This window comes from Prevotella sp. C561 (assembly GCF_000224595.1).
In the GTDB taxonomy this organism is placed as follows: domain Bacteria; phylum Bacteroidota; class Bacteroidia; order Bacteroidales; family Bacteroidaceae; genus Prevotella; species Prevotella jejuni.
The window spans coordinates 22,600-39,776 of record NZ_JH114146.1; the positions used below are offsets into that span (position 1 = coordinate 22,600).

Consider the following 17,177-nt stretch of genomic DNA (forward strand, 5'->3'; position numbering starts at 1 on the left):
GTTTATATTGATAACGTAGAAATCTCTTATAAGTCTTGTAACCACTAACAGAGGGCACGTAGTTTACGGAAATAATCTATGATGGGCTTGAAGTCCTGTTCATTATGGATACAGATCTTGTCCCAAAGGTCGTTCCTTATCACCACACCACCAAAGTCAAGCTCACGTAAAATGGGTAGATCATCTATCGTCACACCTCCCATTGCATAGACACGTCGCCCCAATAGGCCCTGTCTATATGCCTCGTCTAACTCAAGGTCGGAAAGAACATGCTCGTCATGTGACGACTGCTCACGAGGTTGATGGATGTTCTTCAGAAAGACGTAGTCAGACTGCTTTGTTATAGCCTTCAGTTGCATCACGTCATCACAAGTCCTACTTAAAGTGCCGCGATACCCCCGTGGCACAGCTACAGATGAGTCATCAAGATGGATACCACCTAAAGAAAACTCATTCTTCATGTCAAAATGCTGGTGAACTGTGACTTTTCTATGATATTCAGAAGGCAAAAGAGAAAGAAGACGTTCCCAATAAAGTGGGGAATTATCTGCCTTCGAGATATGAAGACTATCAAGTCCTTCCTCGAAAAGCAAACTTATAATCTTATCTTCTTCCACAAAGAACGTGGACTTAGTCATGATGACCAGTTTCATGCTTTTACTCTGTTTTGTATTGCAAAGGTAGAGATTATTTCCCATAACTGCAAATTTTTCCTTATATTTGCAGCATGAAAATAAATCCATTAACATACGCTGAACTCTCCCGCCCGATGTATGTGCTGGAGGAGGCAAGACTTAGAAAGAACTTAGAAACAATCGCTCACGTGGCTAAAGAGGCTGATGTTGAGATTATTCTTGCTTTTAAGGCATACGCACTATGGCGTACGTTCCCTATCTTTCGTGAGTATATCAAGGCCACAACGGCCTCTTCTCTCTTTGAAGCTCGATTAGGTTTTGAAGAGTTTGGAGCACCTACACATACCTTCTCTCCGGGCTATACCGACTATGAAATTGACGATATCGCTCGTTGTTCATCGCATCTTGTCTTCAACTCAATCACTCAATACGAGCGTTATCACGTTCGTGCGAAGATGGTAAACAGTAAACTAAGTTTTGGTTTACGTGTTAATCCAGAATACTCTGAGGTTGAGACGTTGATTTATAACCCTTGTGCACCGGGTACTCGGTTTGGTATATCATCCGACAAACTCCCGGAAACACTCCCAGAGGACGTAGATGGGCTCCATGTTCACTGTCATTGTGAGAGTGGTAGCGATGTCTTCGAGCGTACATTGGCTCATATCGAGGAGAAATTCGCCAACTGGTTCCCACAAATTAAGTGGATTAACTTTGGTGGTGGACACCTTATGACTCGCAAAGACTATGATGTCAAACTACTAATACATCTTCTGAAAGGCTTTAGAAAACGATACCCATGGATTAAAGTCATCCTCGAGCCTGGTAGTGCCTTTGCTTGGCAGACTGGTCCACTGGTTACACAAGTAGTCGATATAGTTGAAGATAACAATATCAAAACCGCTATCCTTAACGTTAGCTTCTCTTGCCACATGCCCGATTGTCTTGAGATGCCATACCACCCAGCCGTCCGCAATGCTACACTTGCTGACGAGGATGGCACAGCAAAGGGTGAAACAACCTACCGACTGGGAGCTAACAGCTGTCTAAGTGGTGACTGGATGGGATCGTGGACCTTTGACCATGCACTGCAAGTGGGCGAGAACATCATCTTTGAAGATATGCTTCACTATACAACAGTCAAGACAACGATGTTTAATGGTATTAGTCATCCTGCCATTGCTTTACTCCATACAGACAACGAACTGGAGGTTCTGCGCGATTATACTTACGAAGATTACCGTGACAGAATGGACTAATGGCACGCTTTTTGCCTTATATACAATAAAGTTATAAGACATTATTTAGGAGGATATATTATGGCATTTATAGATTATTATAAGATACTTGGCGTTGATCGAAACATCCCACAAAAGGATGTTCGAGCAGCATATAGAAAGAGAGCGAAACAGTTTCATCCAGACTTACACCCTAATGACCCTAAGGCTAAGGCTAAATTTCAGGCTTTGAGTGAGGCTTTTGAGGTCATTGGCGACCCTGAGAAGCGAGCGAAGTATGACAAGTATGGCGAACAATGGCGTAATGCTGAAGCCTACGAGAACGCTGGTGGATTCGGTGGTGCTCAAGGTTCACAAGGTGGAGGAAACCCATTTGGTGGATTCGATTTCAGTAGCTTTGGAAATGGAGGTGGTGGCTTTAGTAGCTTCTTCCAAGACCTCTTCGGAGGCGGAGGACGCCGTCGCTCATCAGGTTTCAACACTGGTAGAGCACAAAGCCAACGTCCTACAGGACAAATGGAGGCTACTGTTGGTATCGACCTTTACACCGCTTTATTGGGTGGTGAGGTTATCATCCAATTGTCAGGAGGACAGAAACTGAAACTGAAGGTAAAGCCTCTTACACAAGGCGGGACCAAGGTGCGTCTGCGCGGCAAGGGTTACGACCGTGGCGATGGCACCTTCGGCGACCTTATCATCACCTACAATGTGAAACTTCCAGACCATCTGACAGACCGTCAGAAAGAACTGATTGAACAGATGAGACGTGAAGGATAAAGGTTGAAGAAAAACATTACAATAAGGGATTTCTATGTTGATAGGGGTCCCTTTTATTGTTTATCAACATCTCTTTCATCGTTCAATAACTTCCCTTTCATTGTTTAATGACATCTCTTTCATCGTATTGTGGGTTATCTTTCATCGTTTTGTGGGATCCAATTAGACGCTTAGTAAGGTAGTGTACTTGGCTGTTAAGCTTCTAAATCTGCCCGAATTGAAGGACAGAGAACTCTCATCTTCGAATTATTTTCATGAACAGAAATATTTATCTTCACGACAAGAAATATTTATTTTCATGAAGAAAAATAATTTCTTTCACGAACTTATAAATCATTATCGTAGCTTGTCAATGTGATTATTAACCAACCAAACTGTTTGAATCATTGGTTTTCACCACCATTGAAAAGGGAAAATTAGAACGCTTAACCTCCTTTGTTCAAATATTTTTTAGTAACTTTGCCTACCGAATCATTCGAGAACTGAATTCGAATATACCAATAAATAAATAACTAAAAACAACATGAGTATTAAAAGAACATTAGCTGCAGCATTCATTCTTGGCAGCTTACTCTTACCCTCAACGGTATCGGCTCAATTCAATTGGCCATACAAAGTCATCAATGGAAAAGCTGTAACAGAAGTACCAGAACGGCCTGCAGGACAGGAGAGTGCGCTCAACTTGGCTACACCTAAGATAAAGGTTGTACGCGTAGCATTCGTAGGTTTAGGAATGCGTGGGCACGACGCTGTAGAACGTTGGACTCATATTCCGGGCATACAAGTAATGGCGTTATGCGACTACGAGCGTGACAGAGCAGAAAGATGTCAGGAGTATCTACGCAAAGCAAGCATGCCAGCTGCCGACATCTATTCTGGTGAGGATGGATATAAGGCCTTGTGTAAGCGCAAGGACATCGACCTTGTATATATTGCACCAGACTGGAAACACCATTTCCTCGTAGCCAAAGAGGCTATGAATAACGGTAAACATGTTGCCGTAGAAGTGCCAGCAGCAATGAATCTCCACGAGATTTGGGAGCTTATTAACCTATCAGAGAAGAAGCGTCTACACTGTATGATGCTTGAGAACTGCTGTTATGATTTCTTCGAATTGAACTCATTAAACATGGCACAGAAGAATGTCTTTGGTGAAGTTCTTTATGTTCAAGGTGCTTATCGCCATGAGTTATCCAAGTTCTGGGATGCTTATTGGAAGAAAGATGCACAAGACAAACTTGGCTGGCGACTTGATTATAATCAGAAGTTCCGTGGTGACATCTATGCTACTCACGGCTTAGGCCCTATTGCTCAGGTGTTGAATATCCACAGAGGAGACAAGATGAAGACCTTGGTAGCTATGGATACCAAGTCGGTCAATGGTAAGAAACAAGTGGAGAAGATGACAGGTGAGCCTTGTAATGAGTTCCGTAACGGTGATCAAACAACCACCCTTATCAGCACGGAGAACGGGAAAGTCATCGAAATACACCATAACGTAATGACGCCACAACCTTATAATCGTATGTATCAGCTCACTGGTACAAAGGGATTTGCTAATAAGTATCCTTTCGAAGGATATGCTTTATCAGCCGACGAATTGAAGAGTTCTGGTATTACTCCTTCTTCTGACAACCTCTCTGGACACTCTTATCTCTCAAAGGCCGACACTGAGGCGTTGATAAAGAAATATGAGAGTCCTATCGTTGCAAAGTATGAAAAGCAAGCAAAAGAGGTTGGTGGACATGGTGGAATGGACTTTATCATGGACTCACGATTAGTTTATTGCCTGCAGAATGGTCTTCCATTAGATATCGATGTTTATGATTTAGCAGAGTGGTGCTGCTTAGCTGAATTAGGTTCTATCTCTATGGACAATGGTAACCTTCCTGTTGAGGTACCTGACTTCACACGTGGTCAATGGAATAAGGTTAAGGGGTTCCATCATGCATACGCCTCAGAAGCTGACGAAACGCAAGCTGCTGCAGACGCAATGGCTTTCACAACCAAACTAAAGGAGGCTGGAAAGAAATACTGGGAGAAGGCTGATAAGGCTGCAAAGAAGAAGTAACGAATACAAATAAAGGCCAAACATATAAATGCCGTAACGCTTAATGAGTGTTACGGCATTTACTTTATGTTTCAAGTCAAGTAAGATATCCTTTGATATCCACCTACTTATAGTCTTATTTCTTTAATGCTAAGTTATAGTTATAATACTCCGTCTTACCCGTGATGTCCTCCACTACTTCAATAAAAGGAGGGAAATTAACATCTTCATGGTCTGCTATTCCCTTTGTTTCCAATATCTGAAGATGAGAACAAGGAGCAAGATAAGTATCAAGCTCAAAGAACTGACCACGCCAAATAAAGGTCTTACGTATCTTATGAATAGACTGACGATAAGGATCAGCTTGGCGCATCAATGATTCATAAAGGTTATTATCAATCTGACGTTCAGTAACAACTTGCTCATTATTAGGCAACGTCTTCTTCGTTGTACGTACATTGATAGACACACCATTCAGTGTTCGACGACGCAAGCGAACCTCACTACAAGGCTCTGAAGTGAGATAGGTCTGTGTGATATCACTCTCGATAGCATCAGGGATGACACCCGTCAATCGAACAATATACTTTCGTTCTTCAACAACCTGTTGCGGAATTTCTAACACATTAGAGATATCTTGCAGTACACGATTAATCTTCGTATCGAAATTCTCGTGGTTGTTAATAACCCGCAAGTGCGGATGTTCCGACCAAGCCTGAATGACCTTCTTATCAAGTTCACGTGCCAGTTCAAGTCCCTCCTTGCGTTCTGCATTATTAGCAGTGGTATAGAACTGCTCAGCACCATCGGCTGCACTAACAAGATGGAGCACTGCATCGTAACGAGCACGGAGTTTTTCAGATGTTGTTCCGACCCCAGCTGTTATCTCTTTCCACATCTCCGGCTTCATATAAGCAGATATATCCATCGTACCACGGTCGCAAACAATGATCGTAGGTTTGTCTATTGTCTTCGCCATAAGCGTAAACTTATCCTCCAAGGCAAGCTGTATCTCCAACGTTGCCTTCTCTCCTTCATAGAAGAAAGCAGCATTTTTAGTAAGATAATCCATACCCGCTTGAGAGAAAAGCGTTGGTACTTCAGGAATGATAAACACCTTATAACCAAGACTTGAGAAATGTTCAATAATCTTGACAAGGGCCGTTGTTTTTCCGGCGCACGGTCCGCCAGTGAGTACAATTCGTTTCATAATGACTAAAAAATCCCCTCCACTCGAAAGTGAAAGGGATTATTATCTAACATTACTGCTTTACAGTGCAAAATGCCATTAGGATTACTCAGCTGCTGGAGTCTCCTCCTCAGCTGCTACAGGAGCCTCTGCTGGCTGCTCTGCAGGAGCTTCCTCAACAGCAGGTGCTGGCTGATTCTCGGCAACAACAGTTACAGGAACCTTCACCTCAACCTCCTTATGGAAGTGTACAGTAGCCTCAGAAGTACCAACCTTCTTCATGTCGCGCATTGTAACAATCTTACGATCGATTTCAATACCACGCTTAGCGAGTTCCTCAACAACAGTAGCTGCATTCACTGAACCGTAAGTTACGCCAGTAGCAGACACCTTAGTTGCGATAACAAGCTCTACTCCCTCCAACTGAGCTGCCTTCTTCTCTGCCTCAGCCTTGAGTGCTGCAAGCTTAGAAGCCTGCTGCTTCAAGTTCTCAGCCAACTGCTTCTTAGCAGAAGGAGAAGCGATGACACCCTTACCAGTTGGGATAAGGTAGTTACGGCCATAGCCGTTCTTTACATTAACGATATCGTTCTTGTATCCAAGACCGATAATATCTTCTTTCAATATAATCTCCATCTATTGACCTCCTTTTTACTTCATCAAATCGGTTACATAAGGAAGAAGCGCAATCTGGCGAGCACGCTTTACAGCCTGTGCCACACGACGCTGATACTTCAGAGAAGTACCTGTAATACGACGAGGAAGAATCTTTCCCTGCTCATTGAGGAACTTCTTCAAGAACTCGCCATCCTTATAATCGATGTACTTAATACCGCTCTTCTTGAAACGGCAATACTTCTTCTTCTTTGTATCGATAGAAGGAGCGGTCAAATAACGGATTTCTGATTTCTGCTCTGCCATGTTCTTAAGCCTCCTTTTTAGCTGCCCATTTAGCACGACGCTTCTCTGCGTATGCTGCAGAATACTTGTCTTGCTTAACGGTAATGTAACGAATAACCTTCTCGTCACGACGGAAGCCGGTCTCGAGAGTGTTGATAACTGATGGATCTGCGTTGAACTCCAACAAAGCATAGAAGCCTGATGACTTCTTCTGAATGTTGTAAGCCAACTTCTTGAGCCCCCAAGCCTCCTCGTTCAAGATCTCAGCACCATTGTCGGTGAGCAGTTTCTTGAATTTAGCGACCGTTTCCTTCATCTGTTCGTCAGACAAAACGGGAGTCAAAATGAAAACGGTTTCGTATTGATTCATACTACTTTAATTTATAAAATTGTGAATTAATTTACACCTGCCTACGCAAAATGCGGTGCAAAAGTACAGCTTTTTATACAAATGACCAAATATTTTTAGTACTTTTGCGAAACGAAGTTACGAAAAGAGTGTAATTTATTGAAAATGAGCGTAGGTTAATTGCTCTTGATAGTAATAGGTTACGATTTAGTTAGTTATCTACTGCATTATCCTTCTGCGCGTCGCGTAACCTTCAAAGAACTCTTTGTATGCAAAAGTAGCTATTTTATCCGAGATTTTGATATAAACTCCCGGATTTTTTATCACCTCATTCATTAGTTTTTCCGTAAAAGCGGTATTGTTCGTCGGAACACCATTGCCCAAAACGAGTTTAGAACAAACGTGTGCCGACTACCGCATAGCCAGAGAAAAGGGCATTGCCTCACGCCTAAACGATGTTTAGACTGATGAAGCAATGCCCCTTTCTTTTGCGTCTATGCCAAGAGGTGCTTTTACGGGCTACCAGATGATTTTTCTTTTTTAGCTGTTTTTTGTGCCGGAAGCGGAAAGTGAATGCAGAGAGTGTCAGCCTGCCCCATAAATGAAACAAGCGGCCACACACAGCGGGCAATCCGGGAAGAATGATTGTTGCCACCCGGCTGGACAAGTCCCGTCGGATCGGAAAACAATCATACTCCCTTTGTTGTGGTTTGCCCTTTTCACGCTTCCGGTGATGTCTTTTTCCTTTTGGTGATTCCTTTTTTACGGATTTTCCCCTGAAGTTTTTTCTACCCAATCTGCCTCTGGTTTCGTTTACCTCCATTTTGCGCCTTTCAGTGAGCCGCATCAGTCAGTCATTTTCGTTCAGGGCGCAAAGGTAATTCCGGGATTGGACGGGAAAGCAAGGTCAAGCCTCCTGTTTTCTGCGGAAATCTCCAGCCCTTCGGGTAGTATTTCCCCGAAAAACCTTGCATTCCCTAATCCCTACCTTTTCAAGCACCCGAAACGAAAACGACCGATGCGACAGAAAGACGCATAAAAAAAATGTCGGATAAACGAGAGGCAGATAAGATAGTTTGAAACTCAACTCCCTCAGCTCTTGAATCCGCATAAAAAACAAAAAAATCAAAAACAGCGAAGATATGACGGCAACGGCAAATTTCAGACAAGTGGCGCAATACATCGGGTTGGCGATATGCGGCTTGATGATGCGCACCGCCTTCGGGGTGTTCGGCATCCTTTGGGACATCATCAGAGAGATTATAAACGGAGTGTTCCGAGTGGCGATAGGTGTAATCGTGGCTATCCTTTCCACCATTGCCTACTTCGGCTTCATCCTTTGGTTATTCACCCTTTAACCCTTACCGACATGGCAAAGAGAAACAGCAAGACGGTAGCGCAGCAGTGCAGATATTACGAGGTGGACAACATCTTCGTGTATATGGTGGAAACGTACATCAACGGTAATTTTGAAACTTTCCGAAGATTGTACCACGAACTGAACAAGGACACACGGAGGGACTTCATGGACTTCCTTCTCAGCGAGGTAGAGCCGACCTATTGGAGAGAGAGACTTAAACAGACAATCTAAAAACGACAGCGATATGAAAGGAACAGACCATTTCAAAAGAACGATACAAATGTATCTGGAACAGCGGGCGGAGGAAGATACGCTCTTTGCGAAGAAGTACCGCAACCCTGCCAAAAACATAGACGAGTGCGTGACCCACATTCTGAACTATGTGCAGAAAAGCGGTTGCAGCGGCTTCACGGACGGAGAGATATTCGGGCAAGCCATCCACTACTATGAGGAAAACGAGATAGAGGTGGGCAAACCTATGAACTGCCAAGTGGTGGTGAACCATGTTGTGGAACTCACGGAAGAGGAAAAGGCGGAGGCACGTCAGAACGCAGCTCGCAGATACCAAGAGGAGGAACTCCGCAAGTTGCAAAACCGCAACAGACCGCCAGCGAGAAAAGTAACCCAATCCCAACCCTCATTATTTGATTTAGGCTTATGAAACCGAAGACCAAGATACAGAAAAAGGTGGCAAGACTTTCAGCCAACCTTCGCCCCATATCAGCGACACAAATAGATTGGGCATACCGCCACTGTATTGAACATATCGGCTACCGCACCAAGAAAGGGAACATTACCTGCTCCGACTGCGGTCACGAGTGGTACAGCAACAGCGTACTGTGCGACACCCTTGAAGGCTGTACCTGCCCCAAATGCTATGCCAAACTCAAAGTGCAGGACACACGCAAACGTATCTACAAGGAAACGCAGTATTTCAGCGTGATAACCACCTGCAAAGGCTATCAGGTAATCCGTGTGGCGCAGGTCAGATGCGAGAGCAGGAAAGGCGAGCCGATGCACTTCTATTGCCACGAGGTTGTGCAGCGTTGGATTTCACCCGACGGTAAGGTTACGGACATGGCGTTGCTCCGTGGCTTCACATTCTATTACTGCGATGTATGGGCATTGTGCAGCGCGATGGAGATAAGACCGCACAACAGCCTATACGATGATGTTGTGGCAAGAAGCTGTGCATATCCTAAGATGAGGGTATTACCCCAACTCAGACGCAACGGCTTCAAGGGCGATTTCCACGGCATTTCCCCCGTGCGTCTTTTCAAAGCCTTGCTTTCAGACCCAAGAATTGAAACCCTTATGAAAGGCGATGAGATTGAGGTCATGAAACACTTTCTTTTCAATGCCCGTACTGCCGATGAATGCTGGGCATCATATCTGATTGCCAAGCGTCACAAGTATCGGATAGACAACTTCTCCATGTGGTGCGACTATCTGCGTATGCTCAACAAACTCGGTCAAGACCTCCGCAACCCGAAGAACATCTGCCCCGAAGATTTCATGGCGGCACACGACAACGCAACTCGAAAGATTGAAGCCATACACGAGAAGGAACGGGCCGAACAACGCCGCCGCTGGGAGATTGAAAGGCGTGAGCGTGAACAACAGCGGCAACTGCAAAGGGAAAAAGATGCGGAGGATTTCATTGCCAACAAATCCAAATTCTTCGGATTGGTAATCACTGACGAGGAAATAATCGTCAAGGTACTTGAAAGCATAGACGAGTATTACAGCGAGGGCAAGGCACAGAACATCTGCGTGTTCGGCAGTGAATACTACAAGAAAGCCGACACCCTCATACTCTCGGCAAGGATTGGCGGTGAGATAATTGAAACCGTAGAGGTGGATTTGCGGACACTCAAGGTGGTGCAGTGCCACGGCAAGTACAACCAAGACACCGAATACCACGAGCGCATCATAGACCTTGTGAACAAGAACGCCAACCTTATCCGTGAGCGGATGAAAGCGGCATAGCATAAACCCTAAAACAACATTGATATGGAAGTAAGAATCGAAAGCATGATTTGTGTGTGGGACGATAAAATCCCCACCTTGTTCCTTGAATTTGTAAATCTCCTCACTCTCTCAACAAGTGAGGAGGGATTAAGAAAGAGCGTAAAGGAGTTTGCCGAGAAGCACGAACTTGACAAGTTTTTCCTTTACGGCTTCGGCTCTCACCATTTCTACCTGCACCAACGCTACACGAGCAACCCCGAAATAGTGATGAAGAACAGAGTTCTGTCAGTACATTTTTAATCATCTAAAAAGCAACATTATGGCAACACGAATGACCATCAACGGAGTAAGCACCTGTACGGAAGCAGGGACGGAGAAATATGAGCGTTTCCAATCGGGTATCGGCAGACGCAAGCGGACACTTGTGCAGTACGACTACCGCCATACGGACGGAGAACTGTTCACTTGTGTCAAACCCACATTGGACGAGTGCCGAACCGCAAGGAACAAGTGGCTGAACGCAAAGCAGGGAAAGGAGGGCAACCGATGAACACGACCTATCAAACGCTGATAGTCAAATTCAGCGAACCTATCGCGGCATTGGACGGTATCTTTGACGATGCCCAAGCGTGGGGAACGGACACCCTCAAAGGGTGGATAGATGATTACGAAAGCACACGTTTCACCGCCACCGACAGCCATACGGCAGTCATCACGAGCGAGTACAATATGGAGTGTGTGAAGGAGTGGCTGCAACGGCAGACACCCATTGCCGAGATGCGAGAATTTTGAACAAGTTGGCGGTGTCCGCACCGCCAGCACTTAAAACCCTAAAAACAACGAATATGATAGCACAGACGATATTACAGCAGATAGGTGGAAAACGCTTTACCGCCATGACAGGTAGCCGAGATTACATCAATATGGGCAACGGCTTACGGATGAGCCTTGCAAGGAACAAGACAAGTGCCAACCGCCTTGACATCATCTATGATGCGGGGGCAGATCTCTACAATATGCGCTTCTACCGCAGGACATTCAGCAAAAAGACATTCGAGTGCAGGACGAAGGACATTGCCGTACACGAGGGTATCTATTTTGATATGCTGGAGGAAATGTTCACGATGGTGACGGGACTTTACACACGCTTTTAAGAAGAGGAACGGGCGGTAAAATCGCCGCCCGCTACTTTTGTCAGTGAGCAGTGGGCGGCACAAAAGTAGCAAAAAGCCCAAGTTCCAATCTGTGATACAATTTACAAAAACAAGTTTTAATCATGGAAGCAATCAGACAGAACGGAAAAATCATCTTGCACAGCAACGACGGCATAAGCATAAAGATGATTTTCAGAAACCTTACGGGAAGGAATTTTCAAGGTCAGGAGTATGCGGACTATATTAGCCACATCGCAATTGGGAGCATGGGGTTTACGCCCGGTAGCATTGAGCATTGCAGGGACGGTGGCGTGATAGACACGGGAACAATCCCGAATGTATGAAAAGCGGAAAATCCAATGAAGTTGGCGGCTTCATCGGATTTTTCCGAAATAATCATTAAGTATTTTAATTTTGAAATGTTTTTTGTAAGAATGTTAGTAGTTTAGACATATCTTCCTTTCGATATATCATTTCACAAACTTTTTGAACAAATACATTTTCTTCTATTCCTTGTTCTTTTAAGTTTTTAATGAGGTAATTATAAAACGCCTTGTCGTCATTCTTTTTGATTAAACTATCCACCACTTCTTTTAGTGATTTAACTTTGAAAAAACGGTCACCTATTTCCTTGAAAAAATCAGCATCTTTATTTACAATAATTTTTTCATGTAGGTATTTTTCCAAACTATGTATTGGCAGAAAATTTATTGTTAAATTAGTATATAATCCCTTTTGCTTATATAGTTGTTCAAAATCCGGTTTTACATCACCATCAAGAACACTTAATACTTTTGTTCCAACCCCTGCTAAATTTGACTTACAAATATCATCTTGCATTTTTAACACATTCTCCCAACCACCACTTGGTAGAATATTAATCAATTTACTTTTATACAAGGCATTTTCATCAATTATATTCTCCAATATATATTTAGCCAACACATCCTCTACTAAAATAAGAAAATCGTATCCCGAATGTTGATAAATATCTCGTGTTGCATATGATGGATAACATGGATTTACAATAGCGATATTATCCAACTCCTTTTGTAAATGAAAAATATTTGAAGGCTTTATTTTCCTAAGTAATTCTATTGAATGACTTGAAAAATATATAGCAAGATTATACTCTGTAGCCAATTTTTGCAAAAAATCAACTAACCTCATGATTGCAGATGGATGCAATGCTAATTCAATTTCATCTATCAATATAAGCCGTACATCTTCAGACTTTGCAGGGCGAACAATGACAACATTCAACATATGCAATAAGCTAATCAACATATTTTCTCCTGCACTCATACAAAACTGATTAACTATTCCATTAGTTCCTTCAATGAAATATGGAATTCCTTTGAACGCTTTAAGTTGTGCTAATGTTCTATTTTTAATGCGTTTAAGATTTGTATAGAAATCATAATTTCCATGCAAAATATAACTTAAATTGCGCGAAACAAACGAATCTGCATCAGTTAAAATTGTATTATTAACTCTTTCAGCTTTTAGTAATGTATCATAATTTGCATCTATAAAACGCATTCCATGTATTATGCTACCTTCATAAAAACCTTTTAGAGATATTATATCAGTTGAACTACAACTCCATCCTCTACTGGCTTTTGTCCAAGAATTTTCTTTTCCATCATAGGATATTGTGATTTTACTATTAGATGAATAATCATGAGGTTGAAAAACATTGAATGCAGAGTTACGTACAACCTTAGAAATGACTGTCATGATAGTACTTTTGCCTGTTCCATTAGCTCCAGTTATAGCATAAAGTCCTGTTTCTATTGGTAGATTTAACTCAATATTATTGATGTTCTTTAATTGTTCTATTTTTATATTTAATTTATTATTCATAATTGTTCTGTCTTTGGACGCAAAATTAGGCATTTTATACTGAATGACAAAATGTTATCATAAAATAATACAACTAAAGTAATATTGAGGTGATACATAATTACCCCTGCTCTTGAATTATAAAACAGAGGTAATTATTTTTTTTACGAATTTTGCATCAATCACGGGATATACAGCAGCGCAAACTCCACCTTTCTCCGTGTGAGCAGCATGGCATGGCGTTTTCCCTTGTAACTGCAAAAAGCAATATATTCATGGTAGATGTTCCTGTCGCCAGCCTCCAACTTCTTTATCAAGGTGCTTTTGGGGATTGTCTTGCTACCCAAAAGCCGGTATGGACCCACGTTGTAGGCAAGCGTGGCGAGTAAAAGGCTGTCTTTCCCGAACTGCCGGAACATCGCGCAGAACTTCCGCAAGTCTTTCCGCAGAAGCACGTCCGCCTGCCGCTTCGTCATGGTTCGTGCCGAATATCTTTCGTCCGGCAGAATTTTGTGACCCCAACCCACGTATGGGTGGTGTTTTTCCGAGTGCCAGCCCTCAAAATATTTCGTGCAGCACACCGCCCTCTCGAAAAGTGGCAAACGGTAGATTGCCGCCTGCCCGTCCATTCCCTCTCGGCGGCTGATCCGTGCGGACACGGAACAGACCGCCATAAGCGAACAGAGCATTACCATGAATACACGCATCATTTCAGCAAGGGGCTGAAGTTGCCGATGGGAACGATGGTCAAACCGTCATCCTTTACATTCCGGTTGTTGAAGTCAAATTCCAGCTCGAAGGAGTTGCCGAAGTTGTCCTCCACCACCACAATAAAGTTGTGCGCCTCTTCGCCCTCCGCCGTGTAGTACAGGCGGAACTTTTCGTTCTCCAGCAGGTAGCGGTCGTTGGGCAGGAAGGTGATGCCGTTATCCATTTTCAACTTTCCTTCTCCCTCAAACTGAAAATAGCGGATGGTATAAAGCGTGTTAGCGAAGTCGCCCTCCTTTTTCAGTTCACAGCGGATTTCCACCGTCTGCCCCTTTGTCACCTTGTTCGGCACGGGCATGACCTCCACCGTGAAGGGATAGGACTGTTGGATGTCCATGTCGTCATCGCACGACACGAGGGTGAATGACACAGCGGCTATCAGGCATAACGCCACCACCTTAAAGATGTTTGTACTCTTGTTTCTGTTGTTCAGTATGTTCATTGTTCTTCGATTTTTAGATGATTGTTTTTCTGTTTTTTCGTTGTCCGTTGCAGGTACTCATTCAAGTCCTTGCAACCGTCATAGAGGGAGGAACGGTCGGCGACACGCGCCCCATACCGTTTGGCAAGAGCGTCAAGCGTCCGCCGTCCGGCTTCGTCACGGTCAAGGAAGCATCCGATGCGCCCGTAGCCGTCCAGCAATTCCGCCGCCTTCTCCACGTTGGCGACAGAGTTCAGAACAAGGCAGTCAGCGTTACCGGTTACGCCAAGCGTCACAGCGGAGAGAAAGTCCATGAAGCCCTCAAACACGAGGCACTCGTCAGCCGGGATTTCCTTCGTCCTTGCCAAAGACACATCTTTTGGCGGGATGCACCCCTTGAAAAATCGGCTTCGGACTTCATATCCACCTGCCATATTCAGGAAACCGACAGCAAAATACCGTTTTCCACGCACACTGTAGTTCAGACGGCAACAGTGACGGGATGTGATGGCGATGGGTATGCCACGTTCCGCCAGATAGTCCGTCAACGGTGAGCGAAGTAACGGAGCGACCTCCACATCCTCAAAGACGGGTTCGGTCGGCTTCGGGAGATAGGCGGGCTTTTCCCATCCGGCAACCGTCATATTGGCGGCTTCCGCTATGAACTTCGCTTGCTTCATGAAGTCATCGCTTTGCAGAAACTCCCCGGCAAGCGTGAAGATGTCGCCGCCCTTGCCCAAACCGAAGTCGTACCAGAGCTGTTTCGCCACGTTCACACGGAAAGAGGGTGTGCGCTCGCCCCTGTACGGGGCAAGATACCACAGCTCGTTACTGCTCCTTCTAACAGGCTCATGCCCCAGCCGTGCGAGAAAATCCGTAAGCGGCATCCTTCTGACAGCATCTATTTCCGTCCTTTCCATGCCCGTGTCAGTTGATGATGAACTTGATACCGACCCCGAACTGCGTGTGAAACTTCCGCGTGTCGCCACCCCAAAGGCAACGCTCCCGCAGATTGGCAAGCAGGGCTATACGGTCTGCCACGTAGCATTCCACATCGAGCGTCAGCGCGCCGCCGTAGATGAAGGCGTCCCGGTCGTGCAGCGTAGAACCGTCATGCAGCACCTTCGTTCCCCAGTTCACCGACTCATATCCGGCAAGAGCCGAAGCCCCGGCATAGACGAACACGATTTTTCGAGCGTCCGACAGTATCTTGAAGTAATAGCCGCCCTCCGCCGTGAACTGCGCCACGGGTATCTTGGTGTTCTTGTAAGGATTGTTTTTCAGGAGGTATTCGCCACCGAACACCCACTTGTTTCCCCTCTTCGTGTAGGTGGAAAGAGACGCCCCGAAACTGTAGCCGCCGTCCTTGCCACCGGGATTGAAACCGTCCGCCATGTCCGCCCTTACCTCGATGCCATGCATCTTCGGCAGACACCGCTGGGCGTGCGCCTGCCCCGTGAAAAGGGCAAGCGACGCGATGATTATTGCGATGTATTTTCTCATGGTCAGCGCACTTGAAGTTCGTTAATGGTGCTGGCTCGTACCAAATCCTCGTTCTCAATCACGAAGGACTGGTGACGGCCGCCGTTCTTCTCGTTCAGCTCCACCACGAGGCACTTGTCGTCGGGGATGGTGAACTTCGCCATCGTGAAGACCGTGCGCTCACTTTTTTTGCCCGGCACGAGAGTGGCGTAGTTCTGCGCACGGAGCGGCAGAATGATCTGCTCCTGCACGGCGGTACGTTTCGCCACCTTCTTGTCCACGATTTTCCAAGTGATGTAGTCCACATCGAAAGGCACGTTGCTCTGGTTCTTTATCTCCGTGTGGAAGTAGAGTAAGCCGTTGTGCGTGTAGATGCCTTTCAACAGGTATTGGATGCCGAAACGCTTGCAGCCGATATGCTTCACCTCGCGCTTGTTCTGTTTGTGGATGGACTTCATGATAAGGCGCACCAGCATCGGGCTTTCGCTGCCCAGCTCTTTCAGATAGATTTCCTGCGCATTGTTCGGGCGGTTCACCGTACTGCCGTCATGGATGAAATCGCACATCTCCACGTTGAGTAACAGCGGTTCGGCGGCGTACTTCACGTTGAAGGTGTAGAAACTGCCGTCCTCCGTGATGACGGACATATTCGTTTCGTTGGGAAAATTTCTCACGGTAGCCTTCACGCGGATGACGTTCTCCGCTCCGTCGGCTTTCCCGGCAATCAGGTCGGGCGAGCCTAAATCGACATAGCGCACCTCCGCCGGAAAAATGACGTGGACGGTCTTGTCATAGGTCACTTCCAGTCCGTGCGGCGGTATCATGCGGTCGAAGGTCAGCTTGCGCGACAGACCGTGATACAGGTCGCCGTCCGCCTCCTTCTGCGGATAGACCTCCTTCGTCAAGGTCGGCTGTTCACTTCCTTTGGTCGTTTCAACGGTTACATTCTCCTGCGCGTTGGCAGTTGCGATGCCCATAGCGAGGGCAAACATGATGATTACTTTTCTCATTACTTTTGGATTTTAGTGGTAAATGTTT

General features: G+C 45.1%; 23 protein-coding genes and 1 pseudogene. 12 read left to right on the top strand and 12 right to left on the bottom strand.

What is annotated here, in order from left to right:
- Nucleotides 1–44: 44 nt before the first annotated feature.
- Nucleotides 45–653, bottom strand: coding sequence for a thiamine-phosphate pyrophosphorylase (locus tag HMPREF0666_RS08920; RefSeq protein WP_042856238.1), 609 nt, complete (start codon nt 651–653; stop codon nt 45–47).
- A gap of 74 nt (nt 654–727) precedes the next feature.
- On the opposite strand from HMPREF0666_RS08920, the gene nspC reads away from it, so the two are divergent.
- The 3 genes from nspC to HMPREF0666_RS08935 all read left to right on the top strand — a co-directional run bounded on the left by nspC (nt 728) and on the right by HMPREF0666_RS08935 (nt 4,721).
- Nucleotides 728–1,894: a carboxynorspermidine decarboxylase gene (nspC, locus tag HMPREF0666_RS08925; protein WP_009012086.1), complete on the top strand. Its 1,167-nt coding sequence runs from the start codon at nt 728–730 to the stop codon at nt 1,892–1,894.
- 60 nt (nt 1,895–1,954) lie between these two features.
- A complete protein-coding gene (locus HMPREF0666_RS08930; RefSeq protein WP_009012087.1) occupies nt 1,955–2,650 on the top strand; it encodes a DnaJ domain-containing protein in 696 nt (231 codons plus the stop codon).
- A gap of 523 nt (nt 2,651–3,173) precedes the next feature.
- Nucleotides 3,174–4,721: a Gfo/Idh/MocA family protein gene (locus HMPREF0666_RS08935; RefSeq protein ID WP_009012089.1), complete on the top strand. Its 1,548-nt coding sequence runs from the start codon at nt 3,174–3,176 to the stop codon at nt 4,719–4,721.
- Between the two features lie 115 nt (nt 4,722–4,836).
- Here HMPREF0666_RS08935 and HMPREF0666_RS08940 read toward each other — a convergent pair whose 3' ends face one another.
- The 5 genes and pseudogenes from HMPREF0666_RS08940 to HMPREF0666_RS18675 all read right to left on the bottom strand — a co-directional run bounded on the left by HMPREF0666_RS08940 (nt 4,837) and on the right by HMPREF0666_RS18675 (nt 7,614).
- Nucleotides 4,837–5,910: an AAA family ATPase gene (locus tag HMPREF0666_RS08940; RefSeq protein WP_009012090.1), complete on the bottom strand. Its 1,074-nt coding sequence runs from the start codon at nt 5,908–5,910 to the stop codon at nt 4,837–4,839.
- An 84-nt stretch (nt 5,911–5,994) separates the two neighbouring features.
- A complete protein-coding gene (gene rplI, locus HMPREF0666_RS08945) occupies nt 5,995–6,525 on the bottom strand; it encodes a 50S ribosomal protein L9 (protein WP_009012091.1) in 531 nt (176 codons plus the stop codon).
- 15 nt (nt 6,526–6,540) lie between these two features.
- Nucleotides 6,541–6,810 carry a 30S ribosomal protein S18 gene (rpsR, locus tag HMPREF0666_RS08950; protein WP_004353605.1) on the bottom strand — a complete coding sequence of 90 codons (270 nt, stop codon included), beginning with the start codon at nt 6,808–6,810 and terminating at the stop codon, nt 6,541–6,543.
- A 4-nt stretch (nt 6,811–6,814) separates the two neighbouring features.
- Entirely contained in the window at nt 6,815–7,159 is a 345-nt protein-coding gene (gene rpsF / locus HMPREF0666_RS08955; protein ID WP_009012092.1) for a 30S ribosomal protein S6, read from the bottom strand.
- A 265-nt stretch (nt 7,160–7,424) separates the two neighbouring features.
- Nucleotides 7,425–7,614 (bottom strand): annotated as a pseudogene (locus HMPREF0666_RS18675) (hypothetical protein).
- 666 nt (nt 7,615–8,280) lie between these two features.
- Here HMPREF0666_RS18675 and HMPREF0666_RS08965 point away from each other — a divergent pair.
- From HMPREF0666_RS08965 to HMPREF0666_RS09005, 9 genes are all read left to right on the top strand, one after another.
- The gene (locus tag HMPREF0666_RS08965; protein WP_002560959.1) at nt 8,281–8,496 is read left to right on the top strand and encodes a hypothetical protein; all 216 of its coding nucleotides are present in this window, start codon (nt 8,281–8,283) and stop codon (nt 8,494–8,496) included.
- A gap of 11 nt (nt 8,497–8,507) precedes the next feature.
- The gene (locus HMPREF0666_RS08970; protein ID WP_002560960.1) at nt 8,508–8,729 is read left to right on the top strand and encodes a hypothetical protein; all 222 of its coding nucleotides are present in this window, start codon (nt 8,508–8,510) and stop codon (nt 8,727–8,729) included.
- A 13-nt stretch (nt 8,730–8,742) separates the two neighbouring features.
- Entirely contained in the window at nt 8,743–9,159 is a 417-nt protein-coding gene (locus tag HMPREF0666_RS08975) for a PcfK-like family protein (RefSeq protein ID WP_002560961.1), read from the top strand.
- Nucleotides 9,156–10,487, top strand: coding sequence for a PcfJ domain-containing protein (locus tag HMPREF0666_RS08980; protein WP_002560962.1), 1,332 nt, complete (start codon nt 9,156–9,158; stop codon nt 10,485–10,487). Before HMPREF0666_RS08975 ends, HMPREF0666_RS08980 begins: the two co-directional genes overlap by 4 nt.
- Before the next feature lie 24 nt (nt 10,488–10,511).
- On the top strand, nt 10,512–10,769 hold the full coding sequence (locus tag HMPREF0666_RS08985) for a hypothetical protein (RefSeq protein WP_002560963.1): 258 nt from the start codon (nt 10,512–10,514) through the stop codon (nt 10,767–10,769).
- A 19-nt stretch (nt 10,770–10,788) separates the two neighbouring features.
- Nucleotides 10,789–11,019, top strand: a complete 231-nt coding sequence (locus tag HMPREF0666_RS08990) for a DUF3873 domain-containing protein (RefSeq protein WP_002560964.1) — start codon at nt 10,789–10,791, stop codon at nt 11,017–11,019.
- Nucleotides 10,959–11,261, top strand: a complete 303-nt coding sequence (locus HMPREF0666_RS08995) for a hypothetical protein (RefSeq protein WP_306425397.1) — start codon at nt 10,959–10,961, stop codon at nt 11,259–11,261. The genes HMPREF0666_RS08990 and HMPREF0666_RS08995 overlap by 61 nt, the downstream gene beginning before the upstream one ends.
- 53 nt (nt 11,262–11,314) lie before the next feature.
- Nucleotides 11,315–11,623, top strand: coding sequence for a hypothetical protein (locus HMPREF0666_RS09000; RefSeq protein ID WP_002560966.1), 309 nt, complete (start codon nt 11,315–11,317; stop codon nt 11,621–11,623).
- Between the two features lie 122 nt (nt 11,624–11,745).
- On the top strand, nt 11,746–11,967 hold the full coding sequence (locus HMPREF0666_RS09005) for a hypothetical protein (protein WP_004356138.1): 222 nt from the start codon (nt 11,746–11,748) through the stop codon (nt 11,965–11,967).
- A 64-nt stretch (nt 11,968–12,031) separates the two neighbouring features.
- On the opposite strand, the gene HMPREF0666_RS09010 is transcribed toward HMPREF0666_RS09005, so the two are convergent.
- The 6 genes from HMPREF0666_RS09010 to traN form a co-directional block, all read right to left on the bottom strand.
- Nucleotides 12,032–13,489, bottom strand: coding sequence for an ATP-dependent endonuclease (locus HMPREF0666_RS09010; RefSeq protein ID WP_002560968.1), 1,458 nt, complete (start codon nt 13,487–13,489; stop codon nt 12,032–12,034).
- A gap of 161 nt (nt 13,490–13,650) precedes the next feature.
- Nucleotides 13,651–14,178 carry a hypothetical protein gene (locus HMPREF0666_RS09015; protein WP_002560969.1) on the bottom strand — a complete coding sequence of 176 codons (528 nt, stop codon included), beginning with the start codon at nt 14,176–14,178 and terminating at the stop codon, nt 13,651–13,653.
- Nucleotides 14,175–14,678 carry a DUF3872 domain-containing protein gene (locus tag HMPREF0666_RS09020; protein ID WP_002560970.1) on the bottom strand — a complete coding sequence of 168 codons (504 nt, stop codon included), beginning with the start codon at nt 14,676–14,678 and terminating at the stop codon, nt 14,175–14,177. Before HMPREF0666_RS09020 ends, HMPREF0666_RS09015 begins: the two co-directional genes overlap by 4 nt.
- On the bottom strand, nt 14,675–15,577 hold the full coding sequence (locus tag HMPREF0666_RS09025; RefSeq protein WP_002560971.1) for a toprim domain-containing protein: 903 nt from the start codon (nt 15,575–15,577) through the stop codon (nt 14,675–14,677). Before HMPREF0666_RS09025 ends, HMPREF0666_RS09020 begins: the two co-directional genes overlap by 4 nt.
- Nucleotides 15,578–15,584: 7 nt before the next feature.
- The gene (locus HMPREF0666_RS09030) at nt 15,585–16,160 is read right to left on the bottom strand and encodes a conjugal transfer protein TraO (protein ID WP_008764729.1); all 576 of its coding nucleotides are present in this window, start codon (nt 16,158–16,160) and stop codon (nt 15,585–15,587) included.
- A gap of 2 nt (nt 16,161–16,162) precedes the next feature.
- On the bottom strand, nt 16,163–17,149 hold the full coding sequence (gene traN / locus HMPREF0666_RS09035) for a conjugative transposon protein TraN (RefSeq protein ID WP_002560973.1): 987 nt from the start codon (nt 17,147–17,149) through the stop codon (nt 16,163–16,165).
- Nucleotides 17,150–17,177 lie beyond the last annotated feature (28 nt).